Genomic DNA, 19,375 nt, shown 5'->3' on the forward strand with positions numbered 1-19,375 from the left:
AGAGCCTATATTTCGCTCATAATTATCATGGTTGTCTAAAGGGAATTTTACTCTGTTAGTTACGGCCAAAAGCACGTTTTATTTCCTATTTAGGGAGGAAATCTTTTCTTTCAATTTTTCATTCATCTCCATCCGCTCTGAAAAATCTTCCACCGTCATTTTCCAAACAGAATGAAGCTGAGAAGAACTTTTATTTTGGCGGTTCCATTCACGGAAAATATCCGTTGGATAAGTTAAAGCATATAAAAAGGCTGGGTCTGATTGATATTTTTTCAGTTGAGGTATTTGCCATAACATCGTAGCAGCGTCTTCTAAATGATTGGATATTCGATTTGCATACTGTAAATAATCAATGCACCTTGGAGCGCTGGCCATTAAGTCAAAATCGATTAAGGTTAAGGTGCCATCTGCTTTCCGCAAAAAATTATGATGAGCACAATCACCGTGAATGATTACTTTTTTTTCCTTATTCCACAAAGACTGATTTTTTTCAAAACCATCAAGGGCCCACTCACCCCAGCCAATCCATTCCTTAATAATCTCTTCGGAAACATATTGGCGAATATAAGAAAAGTTCTTTTTGAATAGCGATAACCGTTCTTTCCATTTTTTTAATTGATCAAAAACTGGCGCTTTAATATACAGATGTTCCGAAACATCATGGAAGCTTTCAAGTAACTGAATTCCTTCAAGGCGATCCTTTTGATTGGAATATCGGAATTTTTTCTTACTAGGTGGCAAATAGTCTATACTGCCATACCATTTCCCTTCAAATTGGAAAGGCATTAAATTCTGATGAATATAATACGTTTGAGTGAATCCCTTTTGTTTTAACAAAGAAGTCAATTCTCTTTGTCGATCCCACTTTTCAAAACTGTCAAATCCTTTAAGAATCAGCGGAGGATCCTTTTCAAAGGTAATTAAATAGACACTACTTTGAAGATGGTGGATATTCTTTGGCCTACGATTTAAATAAGAGAGGAGACGAGTGTAAAATACACTGTCTTGCTGATAATTAGTAGTCATCGCTTTCATCTACATAAGTTGGCATTCCAAACGTTTCAGGTGCACGAACGCCCCCGAATTGACCTGGTTGGCCTCCCATTTGTCCAGGTAACATTGCTTCCGGCTGACCACCAAATTGACCTGGCATCATTCCTGGTTGACCTCCAAATTGACCTGGCATCATTCCTGGTTGACCTCTATACTGGCCTCCCATCATCCCCGGCTGTCCTCCTTGCTGGCCTCCCATCATTCCCGGTTGACCTCCTTGTTGGCCTCCCATCATTCCCGGTTGACCTCCTTGCTGGCCTCCCATCATCCATGGTTGACCTCCTTGTTGGCCTCCCATCATCCCCGGTTGACCTCCTTGTTGGCCTCCCATCATTCCCGGTTGACCTCCTTGCTGGCCACCCATCATCCATGGTTGACCTCCTTGTTGGCCTCCCATCATTCCCGGTTGACCTCCTTGCTGGCCTCCCATCATTCCCGGTTGACCTCCTTGCTGGCCTCCCATCATTCCCGGTTGACCTCCTTGTTGGCCTCCCATCATCCATGGTTGACCTCCTTGCTGGCCACCCATCATTCCCGGTTGACCTCCTTGCTGGCCACCCATCATTCCCGGTTGACCTCCTTGCTGGCCTCCCATCATTCCCGGTTGACCCCCTTGCTGGCCTCCCATCATTCCCGGTTGACCTCCTTGCTGGCCACCCATCATCCATGGTTGACCTCCTTGCTGGCCTCCCATCATTCCCGGTTGACCTCCTTGCTGGCCTCCCATCATTCCCGGTTGACCTCCTTGCTGGCCTCCCATCATTCCCGGTTGACCTCCTTGCTGGCCTCCCATCATTCCCGGTTGACCTCCTTGCTGACCTCCCATTCCCATAAAACCGGATTCTGAAGACTCTTCTTCATATTGATGTTGCATCTGTTGTGGTTGAGCTGCTTGATATTGATGATAATCAGGATGGTGATGTGCATAAGGATTTCCCGCCTGATTGGCATGGTACTGACCCTTCACTTCCGGTCCGTATGATCCAATTATTCCTTTATTACAGCCGCAATCTTCCTCTTTTTGACCCGCATGCTGTGTAAAATGTTGCTGAGGGAAATTTTGATAATCGTGGAAAGATGGCGATTCAGCAGATGACTCATAAGCTTCTTGCATATGAGAACCTGCTACTTGATACTGTTGCGCCATTCCTCCATAAAAATGGTGTGGAACCGGTGCTGATGCTTGATATGGATAATTTTGCTGGGCTCCTTGGACATATCCTTGACCCATTGTATGCATGTCAGGAGATTCTCCCCATACGTCTGAACTTTCTTCCATCATTTGATAGCCTTGCATAGCTGGAGCAGGCTGAAACCCAGGAACACCTTGATAAGGGACTCCTTGCATAGGCATACACGCCCAAGGGGGCGGCTGAATACAAAAACCACTTCCAGGCATGATTGGTGTTACGGGAATGCAATCATCGACAGGCTCACAAATTTCCTGAACAACTGGCTGCTCTTCGTAAACCTCCTGAACTGCTGGCTTTTTCTTTTTTGGTGCCACTGCCTTTTCTTTTTTCTTTGGTAAAGGAGGTGGCGCTGGGGGCTTTTGCACACTCATATTAGTCATATTGACCATATAATAATTATTAATATCGATTTCCGGGACTACCGGAATGGGTACCGGTACTTCTTTCGGAACAACTATTTGTTTTTCTTTAATAATAGGCTTTGGCTGAACAATTTGTTGTTCTTTTTTAGGAATGATCTGCTGTTCTTTCATAGGCGGTTTCGGCATAATTTGCTGTTCTTTCTTATGTGCATGCTGAATTTGAGTTTCTTTCATTCCTGATGGAATGTTTGTGCTGGGAATAATGGTTTCTTTTTTTACAGCTCCAGATGTTCCAGGTATTTTAATTTTCATTCCCGGCATCATCATATCCGGGTTGCTTAATTGAGCGTTTACTTTTTTCAGTTCTTCAAAACTGACGCCGTATTTTTTGGCGAGCTTCCAAAGCGTATCGCCTTTTTGGACTATATGAATTTTCACGCTGTTAACCCCTCCTGTGCATATGTCCATATATACTATGATGTAGTGGGTAAATTGCTATTATTTTTATCATGAAAACTTATGCATGAAAATTGACTTTTATGATTGGATCACTAAATAAGGAACAAGGATGGAACTTTTAAGAGAAGAAAAAGTTACGGTTCAAATACTGAAAAAAGAAAAATCATTCACTTTGGAGACATCCTTTTTTCAGGAAACATTATCTTTGATTGATGTAGAAAAAATATAACTAGAAGTGAAACCACTGCATGAATTCCTAGAAAAGGGATCGCAGTGGTTTTTTATCATTGGATTCTTCATGAATTGAAATTCTTCCTGCAAAGGCTTCCCTCTGTCTAAACTGAAGGAAATTCGGGTATAAGAAAGTAAATAACCTAAGGTATTTCAGGTACATAAATTGCATTCTAGGGGGAAAAAAATAATGAAATGGAAGGGAAGATAGGGTAGCTCAAACGTTGAGGACAAAAGAGGAATGAGCGGCAAAGGTGTAGCAGGAATTGGAGGCGGAGTTGGATTAGTCTTGAATTACAGGCCGACTATTTGGCCGGAGTTTGGGCCCATCATGTCCAGGGAGAGAATTTACTTGAGGAAGGTGATCTCGAGGAAGCATTGAATGCAGCCAGCGGAGTTGGTGATGACCGTATTCAAAAAAAAGCACAAGGCTATGTTGTTCCGGATAGCTTCACGCACGGTACCTTCGAACAGAGAAAGCGGTGGTTTAATAAAGGATTTAAATCCGGAAACATGAATGAAGGCGATACCTTTAAAGCAAGTAATCTCTAGGTTTTTTTAAAAGATTCTCATTTTTTCTATCGATACTAATAAATAGAGGGTCTTTTATGAACCCCCTATTTATTATTTAAACAAGATGCTAATCATAATCATCAGTAGATGTTTTTAAGACTCCGAAAAAAACAAATAATCTATTCAAACACGTTCAAGCATTCGGTTCAAAGCTAGAATGGCGTTATCCGCAATCTTCTTTTCTACTTTTATCGGATTAATTACTGTACCTTCTGCAATTGATTCGAGAGCCCAAAGCAGATGCGGCAGATCAATTCGGTTCATCGTGAGACATGGACACATATTCGGGTTCAAAGAGATGATATTTTTGTCAGGATTATTTGCGATAAGCCGCTTGACAAGGTTCATTTCCGTGCCAATTGCCCAGGAACTTCCTGATTTTGCTTTTTCAATCATGTTAATGATATAGGATGTCGAGCCATTATAGTCTGATAAGGCGACTACTTCACGGCGGCATTCTGGATGAACAATTATATTCATTTCCGGTTGCTCAGCCCTAAGCGTTTCAATATTCGCTGTTGTAAAGTTTTCATGAACAGAGCAATGCCCTTTCCAAAGAAGCACCTTCAAGTCTTCTAGCTCCCCTTCATAGATTAATTCATCATTATGTGGGTCCCAAACAGCCATCTGCTTCAACGGGATTCCAAGGTCATAGGCTGTATTCCTCCCAAGATGCTGATCCGGAAGGAAGAGAATTCGTTCTTTTTGCGAGAGGGCCCAAGAGACCATTCCCTGTGCATTTGAAGAAGTTACAGTCGCTCCGCCGTTTTTTCCGACAAAAGCCTTGATTGCCGCTGTTGAATTGACATATGTTAGTGGAAGAATCGTATCACCAAACATGGACTGCAGCTTTGTCCAAGCACGTTCTGTTTGGTCAATATCCGCCATATCTGCCATCGAACAGCCTGCACGCATGTCCGGCAGGATAACTGTCTGTCCTTCTGTTGTCAAAATATCGGCTGTTTCAGCCATAAAATGCACGCCACAAAACACGATGTACTTCGCTTCACGATTTTGCGCAGAAAGTTGAGCTAGCTGAAGTGAATCACCAGTTACATCCGAAAATTGAATGACTTCCTCACGTTGATAATGATGACCTGGAATATACAATCGGCTCCCAAGTTGCTGTTTAATCTTACGGACCCGCCTCTCCATTTCCTCCTTTGTCATCGCTTTATATGTTTCAGGTAATACATTCCCTGCTGTTTTGGCCATCTCCAGTATGTTCATTTAATTACCCCCTCACGTTCTGCAACCTTTGCACTAATATCAAGTGCCCTAACACTGTGCGTTAAACTGCCCAATGATATATAATCAACCCCTGTTTCCCGATATAAAGCTAAATTAGTCAAGTTAATCCCGCCTGAAGCTTCAGTGATAATATGTTCAGGCACCAATTTGATCAGTTGTTTAATTTCTTCAGGACTCCGGTTATCGAACATGATAATATCAGCACCTGCTTCAACTGCTTCTTGCACTTGATCTGCTGATTCCGTTTCCACTTCGACTTTCGTGGTATGTCCCAGCTTAGCTTTGACTGTTTGTACTGCCTTCGTGATAGAACCGGCAAAAGAAATATGGTTGTCCTTAATCATGACGGCATCATACAATCCATATCGGTGATTGAAGGCCCCACCAGATCGGACCGCATATTTTTCAAGCATCCTCAGACCTGGTGTAGTTTTCCTAGTATCACAAGCCCTTGTTTTTGTACCAGCTAAAATCATGGTTGCTTTATGCGCCTGTGTTGCAATAGCGGACATGCGTTGCACTAAATTCAAAACTACTCTTTCCCCTTTTAGAAGCGCAGCCATATTGCCGGTTATTCTTGCAAGCTGTTGGCCTGTTTCAAACACTTCTCCATCTTGGACAAACAGTTCAATCAGTATTTGGTGATCCAGTAGCGCAAATCCCGTGTTGATGACAGCACTCCCACTAAAGACGCCATCTTCTTTTGCGATGAACGTCAAAGTACCCTGTTCATCTTGATTAAAAATCGTATCACTCGTTACATCGCATTCACCTATATCTTCTATCAAAAATTGTTGCAGCATCTGCTTAAGCTTCAATGTGTTCATATAGTCTTCTCCCTTTCACTCGGTTTTTCACATCCGTGCAAGCAAGGATAACAGAGTTTTTCAGCCACAAGGAGTCATCTTCCCTTGGATAGTCACTGCGAAAATGACCGCCCCTGCTTTCCGTTCTAGTCAAAGCGGATTCAGCAATCAGCCACGCTACGAGTATGGCATTGATTTTTGTTATTTCGTTTATTGATAATGCAGTAACTTCCATATGCAGCAATTTTTCTATATCAAAAGATTCAAGATAGTCCTTTAAACGAGTTAAACCCGCTTCATCTCGAACAATCCCTGCTTCGCTCATTAACATTTCCTGCAATGTAGCCAAATCAGGTATTGCGGATAAAAGGGTGTAACATTTTGAATGCTCTTTTTCTAACGGTATGGTTCTAGAGGGCATATGAGCAAGGAAATGACCAAGCGTATTTCCAAAAACAAGCCCTTCTAGAAGTGAATTGCTTGCCAAACGGTTTGCTCCATGAACGCCAGTACAAGCTACTTCACCAACTGCATATAAGGAGGCGACAGAAGTTTGTCCCCATTGATCCACTTCAACTCCACCCATCAAAAAATGGTTTCCAGGTGCAACCGGGATTTTTCCGAATTTAAGGTCGATATCGCTTTTTTCACATAATGAAGTCACAGTTGGAAAACGTTTTTTAAAATCCTTAATCATCGAAATATCCAAAAATACCTTTTCACCGCGCTGCAAATAAGAAAAAATCGTCTGTGCCACAATATGTCTTGGTGCAAGGTCTTTCATTCTGTGGACATCTTCCATGATGGGCTTGCCCATTTCATTCACTAATTGTGCACCATCACCGCGGACCGCCTCTGAAACGAGCCCCTCTGCTTTACCATTAATAAAAAGAAGAGTCGGATGAAACTGGATAAATTCCATATCACGCACTCGTGCCCCAGCTTTGAAAGCAAGTGCGATTCCATCTCCTGAAACAGTCTGTGAATTAGAAGTAATTCTGTATAGAGAACCGCAGCCACCTGTTGCCAATACAGTTTGTTCTGCATAGTAAGATACAAATCCGCCTTCCTTTTGCAGCGTTTTGACCCCAATACAAGAACCATCTTTTCCTATAATCAATTCCACCGCTGCAGTATCCTCGAGCACCTGTATCGTTGATTTTTTCAAGCCATCTATTAGATGCTCCATGATGTACTTACCTGTAGCATCTCCATGACTATGAAGGATTCTTCTTTGGCTGTGCGCACCCTCCATGCCAAGCATAAGTCCGCCATCTTGATCGCGGTCGAATTGCATACCGGATTGGATGAGTTCAGATATCACCAAGGGAGCCTCTTCTACTAATTTTACGACAGCATGTACATCGTTATATTTCTGACCGGCTGCCAACGTATCTTTTTTATGATAAGATACTTCGTCCTGATCAGATATTGCTGCAGCAATTCCGCCTTGCGCTAAATAGGAATTACTGTGACGAATCTTTGATTTTGTGATGAGTATCACATGCTTATGCTGGCTTACTTCTAATGCAGTTTTCAAGGCAGCAATGCCGCTTCCTATCACTACGACTTCCGTTCTTTCCATTATTTCATTCCTCCTGTTTACGACAGGTGTCTTGACAACTATATTTACATATTATTAAACTATTATCAAGAGTTTTTTAAGTTTAGAGGATGGAAGTGATTTCTTGATTTATTTAGATTATGCGGCCTCAACACCGATGGATAATGAAGCACTAGATGTCTTTGTTGAAGCATCTCGGAAGTTTTTTGGCAATGCGAGCAGTTTGCATGATATCGGATCAGATGCAGCACGTTTATTAGATATGTCACGGCAGCAAATAGCGGAAATGCTAGACATAAAAAAGGAAGGGATCGTCTTTACGAGCGGCGGTTCAGAAAGCAACATGATCGCAATAGATACATTCATCGCCTCAAAGCCTGCCTGGCAGAATCACTTAATTGTAAGCCAAACTGAACATGCATCCATAGCCAATTATGTCAGCAAACTTGCAAACAACGGCTTCGATGTTACGTATTTACGTCATTTGAAAGACGGACGTGTTGACATCGAACATCTACAAGATTGTATTTCGGGGCGGACTTGCTTAGTCATTGTTCAACATGTAAATTCAGAAATCGGAGTCATTCAACCTATCGAACAATTAAGCAAAATCGTTCGCGACCATGATGCCTTTTTGCATGTAGATTGTGTTCAATCATTTGCTAAATTACCGCTTGATGAGATATCTGCCGTATGTGATAGTCTTGCTATTTCGAGCCATAAAGTATATGGCCCAAAAGGCATTGGGGCCGTCATTTTCCCGGGCATCCATCATCTAAAGTCCTCAATACCCAATATCACTCATGAACATGGTTTTCGTGCAGGGACTGTCAATGTTCCTGGTATAGCTTCCTTCGTTACGGCTGCAAAAAAATTAGCGAAAACCATGGAAGATGAACGAAACCGGATTTTTCAGATTCGGCAGCAATTGATTCGGCTACTCGAGGAAAAAAAGATTGATTTTCAAGTTATCGAAGCGTCAAACCAGCAATTGCCTCACATTCTGGCGTTGACATTTTCCGGATTACAAGGACAATACATCATGCTAGAATTAAATCAGCAGGGCTTTGCGGTATCCACGGGTAGCGCTTGCCAAATCGGCAAACAAAATCCGTCAAAAACAATGATAGCTATTGGAAAAAGCGAAGAAGAAGCCCATCAATTTGTCCGGCTTTCTTTTGGAAAAAACACGACAGTGGACGATATTCGTATCTTAGCAGACTGTCTTGCAGGAATAGCTGTGATTCGATAAGATTCTCTATTCTGTGGTAAACTGTTTGTAAATAACGAGGTGAATTATTATGGAAAAAAAGAAATTACTTGGTGAAGAAAGACGGACGAAACTCTTACATATATTACAAACAAGCGAGCAACCAGTAACCGGTAGCGAGCTTTCACAAATAACGAATGTAAGCCGGCAGGTTATCGTCGGTGACATCACACTCTTGAAAGCACGAAATGAACCTATCATCGCTACTAGCCAAGGCTATATGTATTTACAAACAGGGAACACTCAAAAGCCGGAGCGGACCATTGCCTGCCAGCACGATCCATCTCGTGCCCAAGAAGAGTTATTTTTACTCGTCGATATCGGCATTACGGTGAAAGATGTCAAAATCGAGCACCCCGTTTACGGTGATCTAACTGCTTCCATTATGGTCAGCAATCGTAAAGAAGTTCAGCAATTCCTCACCAAAGTAACTGCAACAAATGCTTCTTTTTTATCAGAACTAACAAGCGGCATTCATCTCCATACACTTAGCGCGTCTTCTGAAGAACTACTTGACGAAGCCGAGAACGCCTTGAAAAATGCCGGCATTTTAGTTGATTGAATAAACGAAAACATCCTCAAAAGTTATACCTTTTGAGGATGTTTTTTTTAGATAAGAAATGGTCTTATTGATATCCACAACGGACCAATTTCCTTCACATATAAATACGTTTTTCACATGCAAAACACCTCCGATTATTCGTCCGTGACCAGGAATAATTCGACCTTCAGAGAGATTATTCGTCCGTCGCCAGGAATAATTCGACCTTCAGAGAGATTATTCGTCCGTGACCAGGAATAATTCGACCTTCAAAGAGATTATTCGTCCGTCGCCAGGAATAATTCGACCTTCAGAGAGATTATTCGTCCGTCGCCAGGAATAATCCGACCTTCAGAGAGATTATTCGTCCGTGACCAGGAATAATTCGACCTTCAAAGAGATTATTCGTCCGTCGCCAGGAATAATTCGACCTTCAAAGAGATTATTCGTCCGTCGTTACAAATAAATCGCTCTTCCATCATTTCACAAATTAGAAAAAACAGTTTGCGTTCCATAACATGAGTTTCTATCGCTTTTCGGAACGGCCATTTGACGATTTACTAAGGAAAAAATAATCCTATTCTATCATCATTGGTTCTGCTTACACTAGAGCTATCTCCATCGCCGTTATCTTCATTATTACTTCTCAATTGCCCTATAAGACTAATAATAGAACTCACCGCTTGTATCCAGCCTCCCATTACCTGTAATAATTCCCCTTCTGACTGTTCCTCCTCTATATTCCGATATTGATATTTTTGTTTTTCCTGTTCTTTATCTTGATCCTTATCCTTATCTCTATCCGCAATAAAAATAGCCATTTCAGTTACCTTCAAAATCCTTCAATGGACATTCATTTCTTTTTGCCTATTTTCTTTATATTTTTACAAAATGTAAGGCAATCGTTTTAGGAACTCGTACACGAGAGAAATACAATTTCTATTGAACACTTGCACAAAAAAATGCCCCGGAATAGACTTCTGGGGCACTTTTCTTATTAAGTATTTTCCCTCATCAATGCACTAAGAGGGTTGTACCATTTACCTCTCTGTGAAAACAATTTGCAACCTTGTAAGCTTAAACGGTTTAATTCCGCATCTGGGTCAAACTTTGAGGAAAGGAACCTTTACTCTCAACTTTAAAGAAATCAACTTTGCGGTACACCATTTTGGACTTTAAAGCATGGATAGCTGCCCATGATTGAAACAGTACATCCAAGAGCCTCAAGCTCAGAAATCGCACCTGGGATGAGAACATCGTCAAGAGCCATTCCGACGTCGATAATGAAAAAGTAATTGCCTAATCCTGTTTTCATTGGTCGTGATTCAATCTTAGAAAGGTTAAGTTTCCTCCAAGAGAAAGCGGAAAGGACTTGGTGCAGCTGCCCTGAATGATCGGCAGGAAGCTGAACCATAAGCGTCGTTTTCCTGTCGCCCTCAGTAGTCAAATGCCCTTCAAAATCTACATCGCTATTAGATACGACGATAAATTTTGTATGATTATGTTCATAATCATGAATATTTTGTTTTACAATCGTCAAACCATACTCCGCAGCAGCCATGTCATTTGCAATCGCAGCAATATTGATATCGGAATTCTCCATCACCATTTTCGCAGCTGCCGCAGTGGACGTGACATATTCATAAGGTATGCCCCTTAGTTCTTTATGTAGAAATTTGCGGCATTGTGCGATAGCATGTGAGTGCGAATAAACCATATCCGGTTTAAAACCAGGATATGCATGATCCGGATGCACCATATAATGTTGTTGGATTGGAATCGTTACTTCCCCTTTAATCGGTAATGTCACGTCATGGACTAAGTAATCCATCGTAATATTTACCGAACCCTCCAAAGCATTCTCGATTGGGACGAGTGCGTGATTCACTTCCCCGTCACGAACAGCATCAAGGCAGTCTGGAATCGTATTCATTGGTATTTTTATATCATTAGGAAATAGTCGCGATACAGCTAAATCCGTGAACGTTGCTTTCGGTCCAAGAAATGCTATTTTTGATGTCATATTATAATCCCCTTTTCACGGAATATCTACTATTTATGTTATGTCATTTTCTGATTTTTTACAATAGTTAATCGATAAATCGTCCCCTGATAAAAAAACAGCCTGCACATGTGAAATGTACAGGCTGTTTTTTATGCGCCGTTCCCAATAATTTCGACTTTTTCGACGAACTCCATTTTACGCAGTTTAGTAAGCAGATCATTAATATCCATCGTCATCCCACCCGTGTTTAGAGATAGGGTAACATTGGCTCGTCCCTGCAAGGGAATCGTTTGGTGAATGGTCATGATGTTGCAACCTGATGAGGCGACGAGCCGTAAGAGCTCCGATAGAGTACCAGAACGATCTTCGAGATAGAAGAACAGGGTAATCAGCTTTTCTTTAACAACTGTATGAAATGGAAAAACCGTGTCACGGTATTTGTAAAAGGCACTTCTACTTAAGTCCACTCGCTGTACTGCTTCCCAAACTGATTCTGCTTTTCCCCGTTCAATCATTTCTTTTGCATCCAGCGTTTTTTTCATCGCTTCGGGAAGGACATCCTCTCGAACGAGGAAAAATTTCTGATCGGCCTTATTCAAACTCAGCACGCCTCCTTTTGCCTGCCATCATGGTATCTAATCAATCAACGAATTCAAATTCATATTCAAGGATACGGACGATATCACCATTTGTCGCACCTTTTTGGCGAAGGCCTTCGTCGACTCCGAATGAACGAAGTTGTCTAGCGAAACGACGGATGGACTCTTCACGAGTGAAGTCAGTCATTTTGAATAGACGCTCGATCTTGAATCCAGAGACGGCAAAACTTCCATCCGATTCGCGTTCAATGTCAAATTCATCTGACTGTGATGTATGTTTATAAAGAACACGGTGGATTCCAGTATTCTCTTCTTCATGATCAAGAGGGAACTCAGGTGTTTCTTCGATTTTATCAGCAATCGCATAAAGTAGCTCTCGGATTCCTACACGTGTTACGGCAGAAATCGGGAAGACCGGGAAGTCTTCTTCAAGCTTTTCTTTGAATGCGGCTAAATTCTCTGCTGAATCCGGCATATCCATTTTACTTGCTACAATGATTTGCGGACGTTCAGTCAAGCGCAGGTTATACTCTTCAAGCTCTTTGTTGATTGTCAGGTAGTCTTCATAAGGATCTCTACCTTCAAGGCCTGACATATCAATTACATGAACAATTACCCTTGTTCTTTCAATATGGCGTAAGAATTGATGTCCAAGACCTACTCCTTCAGAAGCACCTTCAATCAGGCCAGGCAAATCGGCCATTACAAAGCTACGGTGATCTTCCGTTTCTACCATTCCAAGGTTTGGTACAATCGTTGTAAAATGGTATTCGGCAATTTTAGGTCTTGCTGCAGATACGACAGAAAGTAAAGTGGATTTTCCGACACTTGGAAAACCAACCAAACCTACATCAGCCAATAATTTCAATTCCATAATTATATCGCGCTCTTGGCCAGGTTCACCGTTTTCCGCAATTTCTGGAGCAGGATTAGCTGGAGTCGCAAAACGAGAGTTTCCACGACCTCCGCGTCCACCCTTAGCGATAACGGCGCGTTGTCCGTGTTCTACTAAATCAGCAATAACTTCCTTGGTTTTTTCATCAATTACAACTGTACCTGGTGGAACTTTAATAATCATATCTTTAGCAGCAGCACCATGCATGTTTTTGGACATGCCATGTTCTCCGCGCGGTGCCTTAAAGTGGCGCTGATAACGGAAATCCATTAACGTACGCAGGCCTTCTTCTACTTCAAAAACGACGTTCGCTCCATTACCACCGTCTCCGCCGGCAGGTCCGCCTTTTGGTATGAATTTTTCACGACGATAAGCAACTATCCCGTTACCACCGTCTCCGCCTTTTATATAGACTTTCGTTTGATCGACAAACATGCTATCACTTCCTTGTTTTCTGCAAGTCATTTCTTGCTGTATACTTCTCTAAAACTTAATATCCATCTTAAAAAATAATTCATCTTCATTACATTCGAGAATATCAATTGATTGCTCCGCAGTTAACGACTTTTCTAAAAATCCCATCACAGCGGCTTGGTCGATAAATCTGCCTTGCATATGAAATGAACAACGCATATCGCTTATCTCTTTCTTACACATAGAAACAGCTAGAATATTTTCAAAAAATGGGTCTAGATTCTTTTCCAAAACTTTAAAGTAATCATTCGTCCAACGATACATCAGCTCGTCCAGCTCAGTAGAGCCTTCAAAAACATCAATAATTTCATATTCGCAATAAAATGATCCGTTATTCCAATTCGACGTCAACAACATCTCGCTGAACTTTGGCAAATTCAAATTGGTAAGGCGTGCTTCATTCTGGGTTTCAATAATGATTTCATCAATAATGCCTTTGACACGATCAATTTTGTTTAACTCCAGATTCCCTTTTATTATTTGAATTCTATTCAGCCAATCATGCCTGGTTTGACGAAGAGTTTCAATAGTCGTCCAATTTTTATCCATTATTAACACCTTCAATTATGATAAAGAAACTTTTTTCAGCTCTATCATGTTGAATACTTCCATTTGTACAGTATATCAAAAAAACAACAAACAGGAAATGAAGCTCGATTCACATGCCTTCACATGAAAGCCCCCGTCCAAAAAATACAGCCACACACCCTGAGTTCTTTGGACGATGGTAGAGCCATTTGAACTTATAAAGAGAATGGGCCTTATTTATGCACCAATTGGAGATATTATAGTTGAATTGGACTGTCTATTTGGCCTAACCAAATGTGATGGATAAAGTAATCTTAGATTTTCCCCTAAAAGGTAAGAAAGCCCGCCTATTGGCGAGCCTTTTGTAAGTCAGAGGTTGTTTTTCTTATACTAATGACTAAAGTCTCCTGCAAAAAGCTGGTTATTTATCGTTCCTATAGTATAAATAAAGGGCCGGACCCCTTCTTCACTATATACCATACCATTATTAAAAATGACGCGATATATAGTGTCTTGTAGAAGGAATCAGACCCTTTTGAGTCAGCCTCTGTTCAAAGATGCCAATTATGCTTCTTGTGCAACTGGATATACGCTTACTTTTTTACGGTCACGTCCGAAACGTTCGAATTTAACAACACCGTCTACTTTAGCGTATAGAGTATCGTCTCCACCACGGCCTACGTTCTCACCTGGATAGATTTTTGTTCCGCGTTGACGGTAAAGGATAGAACCACCAGAAACGAATTGACCATCTGCACGTTTAGCGCCAAGACGCTTAGATTGAGAGTCACGTCCGTTCTTTGTAGAACCTACTCCTTTTTTCGAAGCGAAGAACTGAAGATTTAATCTTAACATTTGTTCCACCTCCTATTGGTTGAGGATAATTTTCATGTATTTACCATAATCACGTTCGATAGTTTGCAGCGATATGAGCATACTGTTCAAGAGCAGCTGCACCTTTTCTTCGGATTCCGGTGAAAGATTCTCCGGAATGACGCAGCGAAGATAGCCGCCCTCTCTCCCTTGCTCAATCTCAGGCTCTACATCCGTTAAGGACATAATCGCATTGACTGACCCGAAGGAAACAGCCGATACACCTGCACAAACGATATCTGAACCTTTTTTAGCAAAATTAGCATGTCCGCTTAAGGTGAACGAAGTAATCCGTTCCTGCGGAGCATCAAAGACAACTTTAATCATCTAGAATCAGCCCTTACGCGTTGATTGCTTCGATAACAACTTTTGTGTATGGTTGACGATGACCTTGTTTTTTACGATTGTTTTTCTTCGCTTTGTATTTGAAAACAGTGATTTTCTTTTGCTTACCTTGTTTCTCGACAGTACCTGTTACAGTAGCGCCTTCCACTAGTGGAGCACCGACTTTCACGTCTTCGCCACCTACGAATAAAACTTTGTCAAATGTAACAGTTTCGCCTGCTTCTGCGTTTAATTTTTCAATGTAAACCGCTTCGCCAGCTGCTACTTTAATTTGTTTACCGCCAGTTTCGATAATTGCGTACATACTTGCACCTCCTTAAATGTCTCAGACTCGCCAATCACAGGCGTCTTGTCAAAAAGACAAAAGCTTAAGACCTGTTGTTGAGCGGTTGTAGCACGGGTGCTACAAACATAACATTAAAATCCTATCATGAAACCGGAAGAGCTGTCAATATATTTGTAAGAATTCTCGTCCATCACTTGAAAGCTCGCTCGATTTCCTGAATGCTCCCAAAGCGCTTAATAGAATACGTATTTATAGAACCGGAGAGAAATGAAAGAAATAACTTTTTAGAAATCAATTCTTCCAATGTCGGCCTATATGATTCATTTTCACCTAGTAACACGTCTGCCACCGCTTTGTTTACTTCCACCCAGACCGCTTCATCATCCGCTTTGCGATGTTCCAGCAATTCTCGCTCCAACCGGAAGGCCACTGTTTCAGCACTCTCAACTTTCCCGCTTCCGCTGCATACAGGACAGGGTATCGTCAATATTTCGCTAAGTGACGGTGAGGTTCTCTTTCTCGTAACCTGTAAGATGCCTAGTTCTGTAAAGCCAATAACCTGGACGCGCTTCTCATCCCTCGCTACTTCCTTTTTGACAATGTCGATAATTTCAAGCTTATGCTGTGACTTCTCCATATTGATGAAATCTATTAGGATAATCCCGCTAATATTTCTCAATCTCAGTTGACGGGCAACCTCTTTCGCTGCCGCCTGATTCACTGCAAACAGCGTTGCTTCCTTTTCCACTTTACCAGTGAACTTACCCGAATTGACGTCGATTACAGTGAACGCTTCCGTTTCTTCAAAAATTAAATAGCCTCCGTTATCGAGCCAGACTATTTTCTTCATCACTTTCTCAACTTGCCCATCCACATTCCGTTCAGAAAAAATGTTTTTTGGTCCCGTTTCATAGGATAATATCCATTCCTTACCGTTTTCCTGTATCCATTTTTTTAACTCTTGATATGCCTCGAAATCATCGGTAGCAAGTTCCCCTGAACCCGTTCTCGACATTTCAGAGATAATCATCTCTAAGAAATTATCTCTCTCATAGAGGAGAGCTGGAGCCTTTAGAGAGGCTACTTTCAGTTCAAGATTTTTATAGAGCTGACGCAATGAAGATAATCTGTTCAAAAAAACAGTTTCGCTTTCATTCTCCATCGATGTGCGGACAATCAACCCCTCATTAGGCTGTTTAAACTGTACAGCCGTTTCCCGCCACTGTTTTTGCAAGTGCTCGTTTTTGAATTTCTTAGAAACGCCAACATAATCTATTCCATGTATGTAAACGAGGGAATCTGTTGAAAACTCGATCAACCCTGTCAATTTTGCTCCTTTTGTACCGGTTGCATCCCTAGTCACCTGAACTAGCAGCTTTTCTCCTTGGCGGACGTATTGACCAATTGCCGCTTTTCCGTCTCGTTTTGTCAGTTGGAAAGACGGAATTTCGTCACGATGCAAAAAGCCATTCTTGTCTACTCCATAATCAATAAAGACTGCATCCATACCCGGTAATACCTTTGTTACTTTCCCAAGATAAATATTACCGACCGTACTGCATTGGTGAGGCGGCATGATTTCAATTTTACGTAGCACATCATTCTCCAGCACAGCCACTCTTTTTTCGCGCGAAGATAGGTTAGCGATCATCTTTTTCATTAAAAAAAATCCTCTCCTCAATTTGAAGAAAGGATATCATATTTAATAAGAATATAATAGGTCACCTATTTTCCCATTTGTCATTTTCTCTGAAAAATAGGCATGGAGGATTTCCGTTTCATCCAACGAACCACTCTCTTTGCCGTTTTTCATAATGATAACGGGGTGCTTACAGCCGCGTTGAAACATTTCCAGCACCTTATAAATCGGTTCTTGGGAATCCACCATAATCGGCTTTAGTTTCGCCAAATCGTTTGTATGACCATAATGACGCTGTAAAAGAAAGCGGATAAAAGCGTAATACCGCTGCCGCCATTCCATGACAAGTGACAGACTAATAAACAAGATGATCAGCCAGATATTCAAGTTAAGTGGTTCGAGAATGAGCCAAGTTAAAAAAGCCAGGAGTGCGAATGCGGCAGAAAAATAGAGCGTATATTTCTGTGCTTCAAGAAAGGTGCAGTAAAGAGATACACCAATGAATAAAAGCCTCCCTCCGTCCAATGGCCAAATTGGCAGCAAATTAAAAACCAACAACATAAGATTCATATATAAGAAAGGCTGATAAAGCTCATAGGAAATAAAGGAAAGGGAATAGAGCAAAAAAGCCGCTCCGATGAGCCAAACATGTTGAAGCGGACCGGCAAGCACGACGGCCAAATCCTCCTTCAAACTTTTATTTCCATACTCCTCAGTCTCGACCGCCCCTCCAAAAGGAAGCAGATGGATTGACTTAATTCGCCATTTAAAGTGCTGAGCACAGGTTGCATGCCCCATCTCATGAATAAAAACGATGAGTAACAACATCATCACTTCAACGAAATGGGCCGTAAGGATGGCGATTCCAATGACGAACCACAGTGTCGGATGTACTCTGATTTTAAATAGCAATTTTCCATACTCACTCAAAGGTTATCACCTTTTTAGGATCGATGAAGGCGTCATTTTCTTTTATTGCTAAATAAAACCTGCCCTTGGAACCGTCTTCACTTACTGTAACCTGTCCGACTTCGTTCCCTTTATTAACAAACTCATAAAGTTTCACATCAATCTTTTCTAGTTGCCCATACCAGGATTCACTCTTGTTAGCATGCTGAATAACAACCGTCTTTCCAATCCCCTCCTTTTCACCGGCAAAAATGACCACCCCTTCATTGATCGATTCAACCTTAGACCCTTTGCTTGTTTCCAATATGATTCCCTCGCCGTTTGTCTCAAAGGTTTGGGTAATCTTCCCAGAAGCAGGCATCGCATAGCCTTCACCTGAATCGACTGTTTCTTTCCCAGATTTAGTCGGTAAAAAAGCGATAGGCTTACCAAACGCACTTTCATACCAATTGGAAATCGAAGCAAACTGAAATTCCTGCTTCATGTTTTCCGTGACAAAACTCCTTGCAGAATCCAGCCGCGTTGAAGGATGCTTAAACATCACCGCAATAATAAGAAATAGACATACACTGGCCAAGATTTTAAAAAAGAAATATTCTTTCTTAAAGAGCGGATGATCTTTCTCGGAATACCCGTTAAATGAATCAAAACCATACGGTTCCTCATTATTGATCTCCGTCCAACTACCATTTCCTGCTGGTTTATCATTAAACTTCCGTCTCTTGGCAATACGATTGCGGATATCTTTCCTGCGATCATCCATTCCAAATCCACCCCCTGCTCATGTCAAAGCGCTATATTACAACGTATGAGCAACTTGTCCAGACTATGACGGAGAAAAGATTTTCTTTCTAAACACCTCTGAATTTTTCTTTCTAAAATAAATTTCGGAACAACAATTTAATTGAAAACTATGAGTTTTGATGTATTTTATGCTTTGATTTAGAAAATGAAATCATGGAGAAAAAAAATCCAATTGATATTGTTCTTCTTAATTTGTTATAATGAAGTTGTTTTAACATTATTGAGGGGGAACATTTTTTTATGTCAATCGAAATAGGCAGCAAAGTACAAGGTAAAGTAACAGGTATCACTAATTTTGGAGCATTCGTAGAATTACCAGGAGGCTCAACAGGTCTTGTGCATATCAGTGAGGTAGCGGATAGCTATGTAAAAGACGTTAATGACCATCTTAAAGTAGGCGACCAAATTGAAGTAAAAGTGATTAGTGAGAAAGACGGAAAAACTGCCTTGTCCATCAAAAAGGCTATAGATAAACCCGAAGGGCAAACCTCTTCTTATACCAAACGCCCACCACGCCAAGGGGATAGCCGTTCTAAAGACTTTCGTTCAAAAGGTAATTTCCAACCAAAGGAAAATTTCGAAGATAAAATGGTTCGCTTTTTAAAGACTAGTGAAGAAAATTTATCTACTCTTAAACGTAGCACCGAATCAAAACGTGGCGGTAGAGGCGGAAGACGCGGATAACCTGTCGCATTTATTAATACTTAATCAACAC

At 41.3% G+C, this 19,375-nt stretch carries 19 protein-coding genes, 1 pseudogene and 1 other annotated feature; of the genes and pseudogenes, 4 read left to right on the plus strand and 16 right to left on the minus strand.

Annotated elements, in window-relative coordinates:
• Positions 1 to 78: 78 nt before the first annotated feature.
• Both RE409_RS19955 and safA read right to left on the minus strand, forming a co-directional pair.
• Entirely contained in the window at positions 79 to 1,026 is a 948-nt protein-coding gene (locus tag RE409_RS19955) for a phosphotransferase (protein ID WP_201223505.1), read from the minus strand.
• Entirely contained in the window at positions 1,016 to 3,046 is a 2,031-nt protein-coding gene (gene safA / locus RE409_RS30750) for a SafA/ExsA family spore coat assembly protein (RefSeq protein WP_397444129.1), read from the minus strand. The genes RE409_RS19955 and safA overlap by 11 nt, the downstream gene beginning before the upstream one ends.
• Before the next feature lie 498 nt (positions 3,047 to 3,544).
• On the opposite strand from safA, the pseudogene RE409_RS19965 reads away from it, so the two are divergent.
• Positions 3,545 to 3,850, plus strand: a pseudogene (locus RE409_RS19965) (neutral zinc metallopeptidase); the annotation flags it as partial.
• A gap of 144 nt (positions 3,851 to 3,994) precedes the next feature.
• On the opposite strand, the gene nadA reads toward RE409_RS19965, so the two are convergent.
• Genes nadA through nadB form a run of 3 tightly spaced genes read right to left on the minus strand, consistent with a single transcriptional unit; the run spans position 3,995 to position 7,513 of the window.
• On the minus strand, positions 3,995 to 5,101 hold the full coding sequence (gene nadA, locus RE409_RS19970) for a quinolinate synthase NadA (RefSeq protein ID WP_309557965.1): 1,107 nt from the start codon (positions 5,099 to 5,101) through the stop codon (positions 3,995 to 3,997).
• Positions 5,098 to 5,949 carry a carboxylating nicotinate-nucleotide diphosphorylase gene (gene nadC, locus RE409_RS19975; RefSeq protein WP_309557966.1) on the minus strand — a complete coding sequence of 284 codons (852 nt, stop codon included), beginning with the start codon at positions 5,947 to 5,949 and terminating at the stop codon, positions 5,098 to 5,100. The genes nadA and nadC overlap by 4 nt, the downstream gene beginning before the upstream one ends.
• Positions 5,930 to 7,513 carry an L-aspartate oxidase gene (nadB, locus tag RE409_RS19980; RefSeq protein ID WP_201223497.1) on the minus strand — a complete coding sequence of 528 codons (1,584 nt, stop codon included), beginning with the start codon at positions 7,511 to 7,513 and terminating at the stop codon, positions 5,930 to 5,932. The genes nadC and nadB overlap by 20 nt, the downstream gene beginning before the upstream one ends.
• 103 nt (positions 7,514 to 7,616) lie before the next feature.
• On the opposite strand from nadB, the gene RE409_RS19985 reads away from it, so the two are divergent.
• Both RE409_RS19985 and RE409_RS19990 read left to right on the plus strand, forming a co-directional pair.
• Positions 7,617 to 8,744, plus strand: a complete 1,128-nt coding sequence (locus tag RE409_RS19985; RefSeq protein ID WP_201223495.1) for an IscS subfamily cysteine desulfurase — start codon at positions 7,617 to 7,619, stop codon at positions 8,742 to 8,744.
• 46 nt (positions 8,745 to 8,790) lie between these two features.
• Positions 8,791 to 9,324, plus strand: coding sequence for a transcription repressor NadR (locus tag RE409_RS19990; RefSeq protein WP_201187975.1), 534 nt, complete (start codon positions 8,791 to 8,793; stop codon positions 9,322 to 9,324).
• Positions 9,325 to 9,863: 539 nt separating this feature from the next.
• Here the strand turns inward: RE409_RS19990 and RE409_RS19995 are convergent.
• From RE409_RS19995 to RE409_RS20045, 11 genes are all read right to left on the minus strand, one after another.
• A complete protein-coding gene (locus RE409_RS19995; RefSeq protein WP_309557967.1) occupies positions 9,864 to 10,124 on the minus strand; it encodes a hypothetical protein in 261 nt (86 codons plus the stop codon).
• 326 nt (positions 10,125 to 10,450) lie between these two features.
• Positions 10,451 to 11,326, minus strand: a complete 876-nt coding sequence (gene pheA / locus RE409_RS20000) for a prephenate dehydratase (protein WP_201223491.1) — start codon at positions 11,324 to 11,326, stop codon at positions 10,451 to 10,453.
• Positions 11,327 to 11,457: 131 nt separating this feature from the next.
• Positions 11,458 to 11,907, minus strand: coding sequence for an ACT domain-containing protein (locus RE409_RS20005; protein ID WP_053347150.1), 450 nt, complete (start codon positions 11,905 to 11,907; stop codon positions 11,458 to 11,460).
• A 40-nt stretch (positions 11,908 to 11,947) separates the two neighbouring features.
• The gene (gene obgE, locus RE409_RS20010) at positions 11,948 to 13,237 is read right to left on the minus strand and encodes a GTPase ObgE (RefSeq protein WP_056525531.1); all 1,290 of its coding nucleotides are present in this window, start codon (positions 13,235 to 13,237) and stop codon (positions 11,948 to 11,950) included.
• A gap of 48 nt (positions 13,238 to 13,285) precedes the next feature.
• A complete protein-coding gene (locus RE409_RS20015; RefSeq protein WP_098174964.1) occupies positions 13,286 to 13,825 on the minus strand; it encodes a Spo0B C-terminal domain-containing protein in 540 nt (179 codons plus the stop codon).
• Between the two features lie 543 nt (positions 13,826 to 14,368).
• A complete protein-coding gene (rpmA, locus tag RE409_RS20020; RefSeq protein ID WP_034308845.1) occupies positions 14,369 to 14,659 on the minus strand; it encodes a 50S ribosomal protein L27 in 291 nt (96 codons plus the stop codon).
• Between the two features lie 12 nt (positions 14,660 to 14,671).
• Entirely contained in the window at positions 14,672 to 15,004 is a 333-nt protein-coding gene (locus tag RE409_RS20025; RefSeq protein WP_201186032.1) for a ribosomal-processing cysteine protease Prp, read from the minus strand.
• 13 nt (positions 15,005 to 15,017) lie between these two features.
• The gene (gene rplU, locus RE409_RS20030; RefSeq protein WP_034308849.1) at positions 15,018 to 15,326 is read right to left on the minus strand and encodes a 50S ribosomal protein L21; all 309 of its coding nucleotides are present in this window, start codon (positions 15,324 to 15,326) and stop codon (positions 15,018 to 15,020) included.
• A 13-nt stretch (positions 15,327 to 15,339) separates the two neighbouring features.
• Positions 15,340 to 15,423, minus strand: a sequence feature (ribosomal protein L21 leader region).
• A gap of 75 nt (positions 15,424 to 15,498) precedes the next feature.
• Complete coding sequence (locus tag RE409_RS20035) at positions 15,499 to 16,968, minus strand: Rne/Rng family ribonuclease (RefSeq protein WP_309557968.1); 1,470 nt, start codon at positions 16,966 to 16,968, stop codon at positions 15,499 to 15,501.
• A 42-nt stretch (positions 16,969 to 17,010) separates the two neighbouring features.
• Entirely contained in the window at positions 17,011 to 17,877 is an 867-nt protein-coding gene (locus tag RE409_RS20040) for a M50 family metallopeptidase (RefSeq protein ID WP_201186036.1), read from the minus strand.
• Positions 17,870 to 18,619 carry a M23 family metallopeptidase gene (locus tag RE409_RS20045; protein ID WP_201186038.1) on the minus strand — a complete coding sequence of 250 codons (750 nt, stop codon included), beginning with the start codon at positions 18,617 to 18,619 and terminating at the stop codon, positions 17,870 to 17,872. Before RE409_RS20045 ends, RE409_RS20040 begins: the two co-directional genes overlap by 8 nt.
• Positions 18,620 to 18,900: 281 nt before the next feature.
• On the opposite strand from RE409_RS20045, the gene RE409_RS20050 reads away from it, so the two are divergent.
• Positions 18,901 to 19,344, plus strand: a complete 444-nt coding sequence (locus RE409_RS20050; RefSeq protein WP_053347157.1) for a S1 domain-containing RNA-binding protein — start codon at positions 18,901 to 18,903, stop codon at positions 19,342 to 19,344.
• Positions 19,345 to 19,375 lie beyond the last annotated feature (31 nt).

The organism is Peribacillus sp. R9-11 (assembly GCF_031345095.1).
Classification (GTDB): Bacteria; Bacillota; Bacilli; order Bacillales; family DSM-1321; genus Peribacillus; species Peribacillus butanolivorans.

Excerpts from the sequence above, each read along its gene's own strand:
- RE409_RS19955 (WP_201223505.1), bottom strand. The coding sequence starts at position 1,026 with ATGACTACTAATTATCAGCAAGACAGTGTATTTTACACTCGTCTCCTC.
- nadA (WP_309557965.1), bottom strand. The coding sequence starts at position 5,101 with ATGAACATACTGGAGATGGCCAAAACAGCAGGGAATGTATTACCTGAA.
- nadC (WP_309557966.1), bottom strand. The coding sequence starts at position 5,949 with ATGAACACATTGAAGCTTAAGCAGATGCTGCAACAATTTTTGATAGAA.
- nadB (WP_201223497.1), bottom strand. The coding sequence starts at position 7,513 with ATGGAAAGAACGGAAGTCGTAGTGATAGGAAGCGGCATTGCTGCCTTG.
- RE409_RS19995 (WP_309557967.1), bottom strand. The coding sequence starts at position 10,124 with ATGGCTATTTTTATTGCGGATAGAGATAAGGATAAGGATCAAGATAAA.
- pheA (WP_201223491.1), bottom strand. The coding sequence starts at position 11,326 with ATGACATCAAAAATAGCATTTCTTGGACCGAAAGCAACGTTCACGGAT.
- obgE (WP_056525531.1), bottom strand. The coding sequence starts at position 13,237 with ATGTTTGTCGATCAAACGAAAGTCTATATAAAAGGCGGAGACGGTGGT.
- RE409_RS20015 (WP_098174964.1), bottom strand. The coding sequence starts at position 13,825 with ATGGATAAAAATTGGACGACTATTGAAACTCTTCGTCAAACCAGGCAT.
- rpmA (WP_034308845.1), bottom strand. The coding sequence starts at position 14,659 with ATGTTAAGATTAAATCTTCAGTTCTTCGCTTCGAAAAAAGGAGTAGGT.
- RE409_RS20025 (WP_201186032.1), bottom strand. The coding sequence starts at position 15,004 with ATGATTAAAGTTGTCTTTGATGCTCCGCAGGAACGGATTACTTCGTTC.
- rplU (WP_034308849.1), bottom strand. The coding sequence starts at position 15,326 with ATGTACGCAATTATCGAAACTGGCGGTAAACAAATTAAAGTAGCAGCT.
- RE409_RS20035 (WP_309557968.1), bottom strand. The coding sequence starts at position 16,968 with ATGAAAAAGATGATCGCTAACCTATCTTCGCGCGAAAAAAGAGTGGCT.
- RE409_RS20045 (WP_201186038.1), bottom strand. The coding sequence starts at position 18,619 with ATGGATGATCGCAGGAAAGATATCCGCAATCGTATTGCCAAGAGACGG.
- RE409_RS20050 (WP_053347157.1), top strand. The coding sequence starts at position 18,901 with ATGTCAATCGAAATAGGCAGCAAAGTACAAGGTAAAGTAACAGGTATC.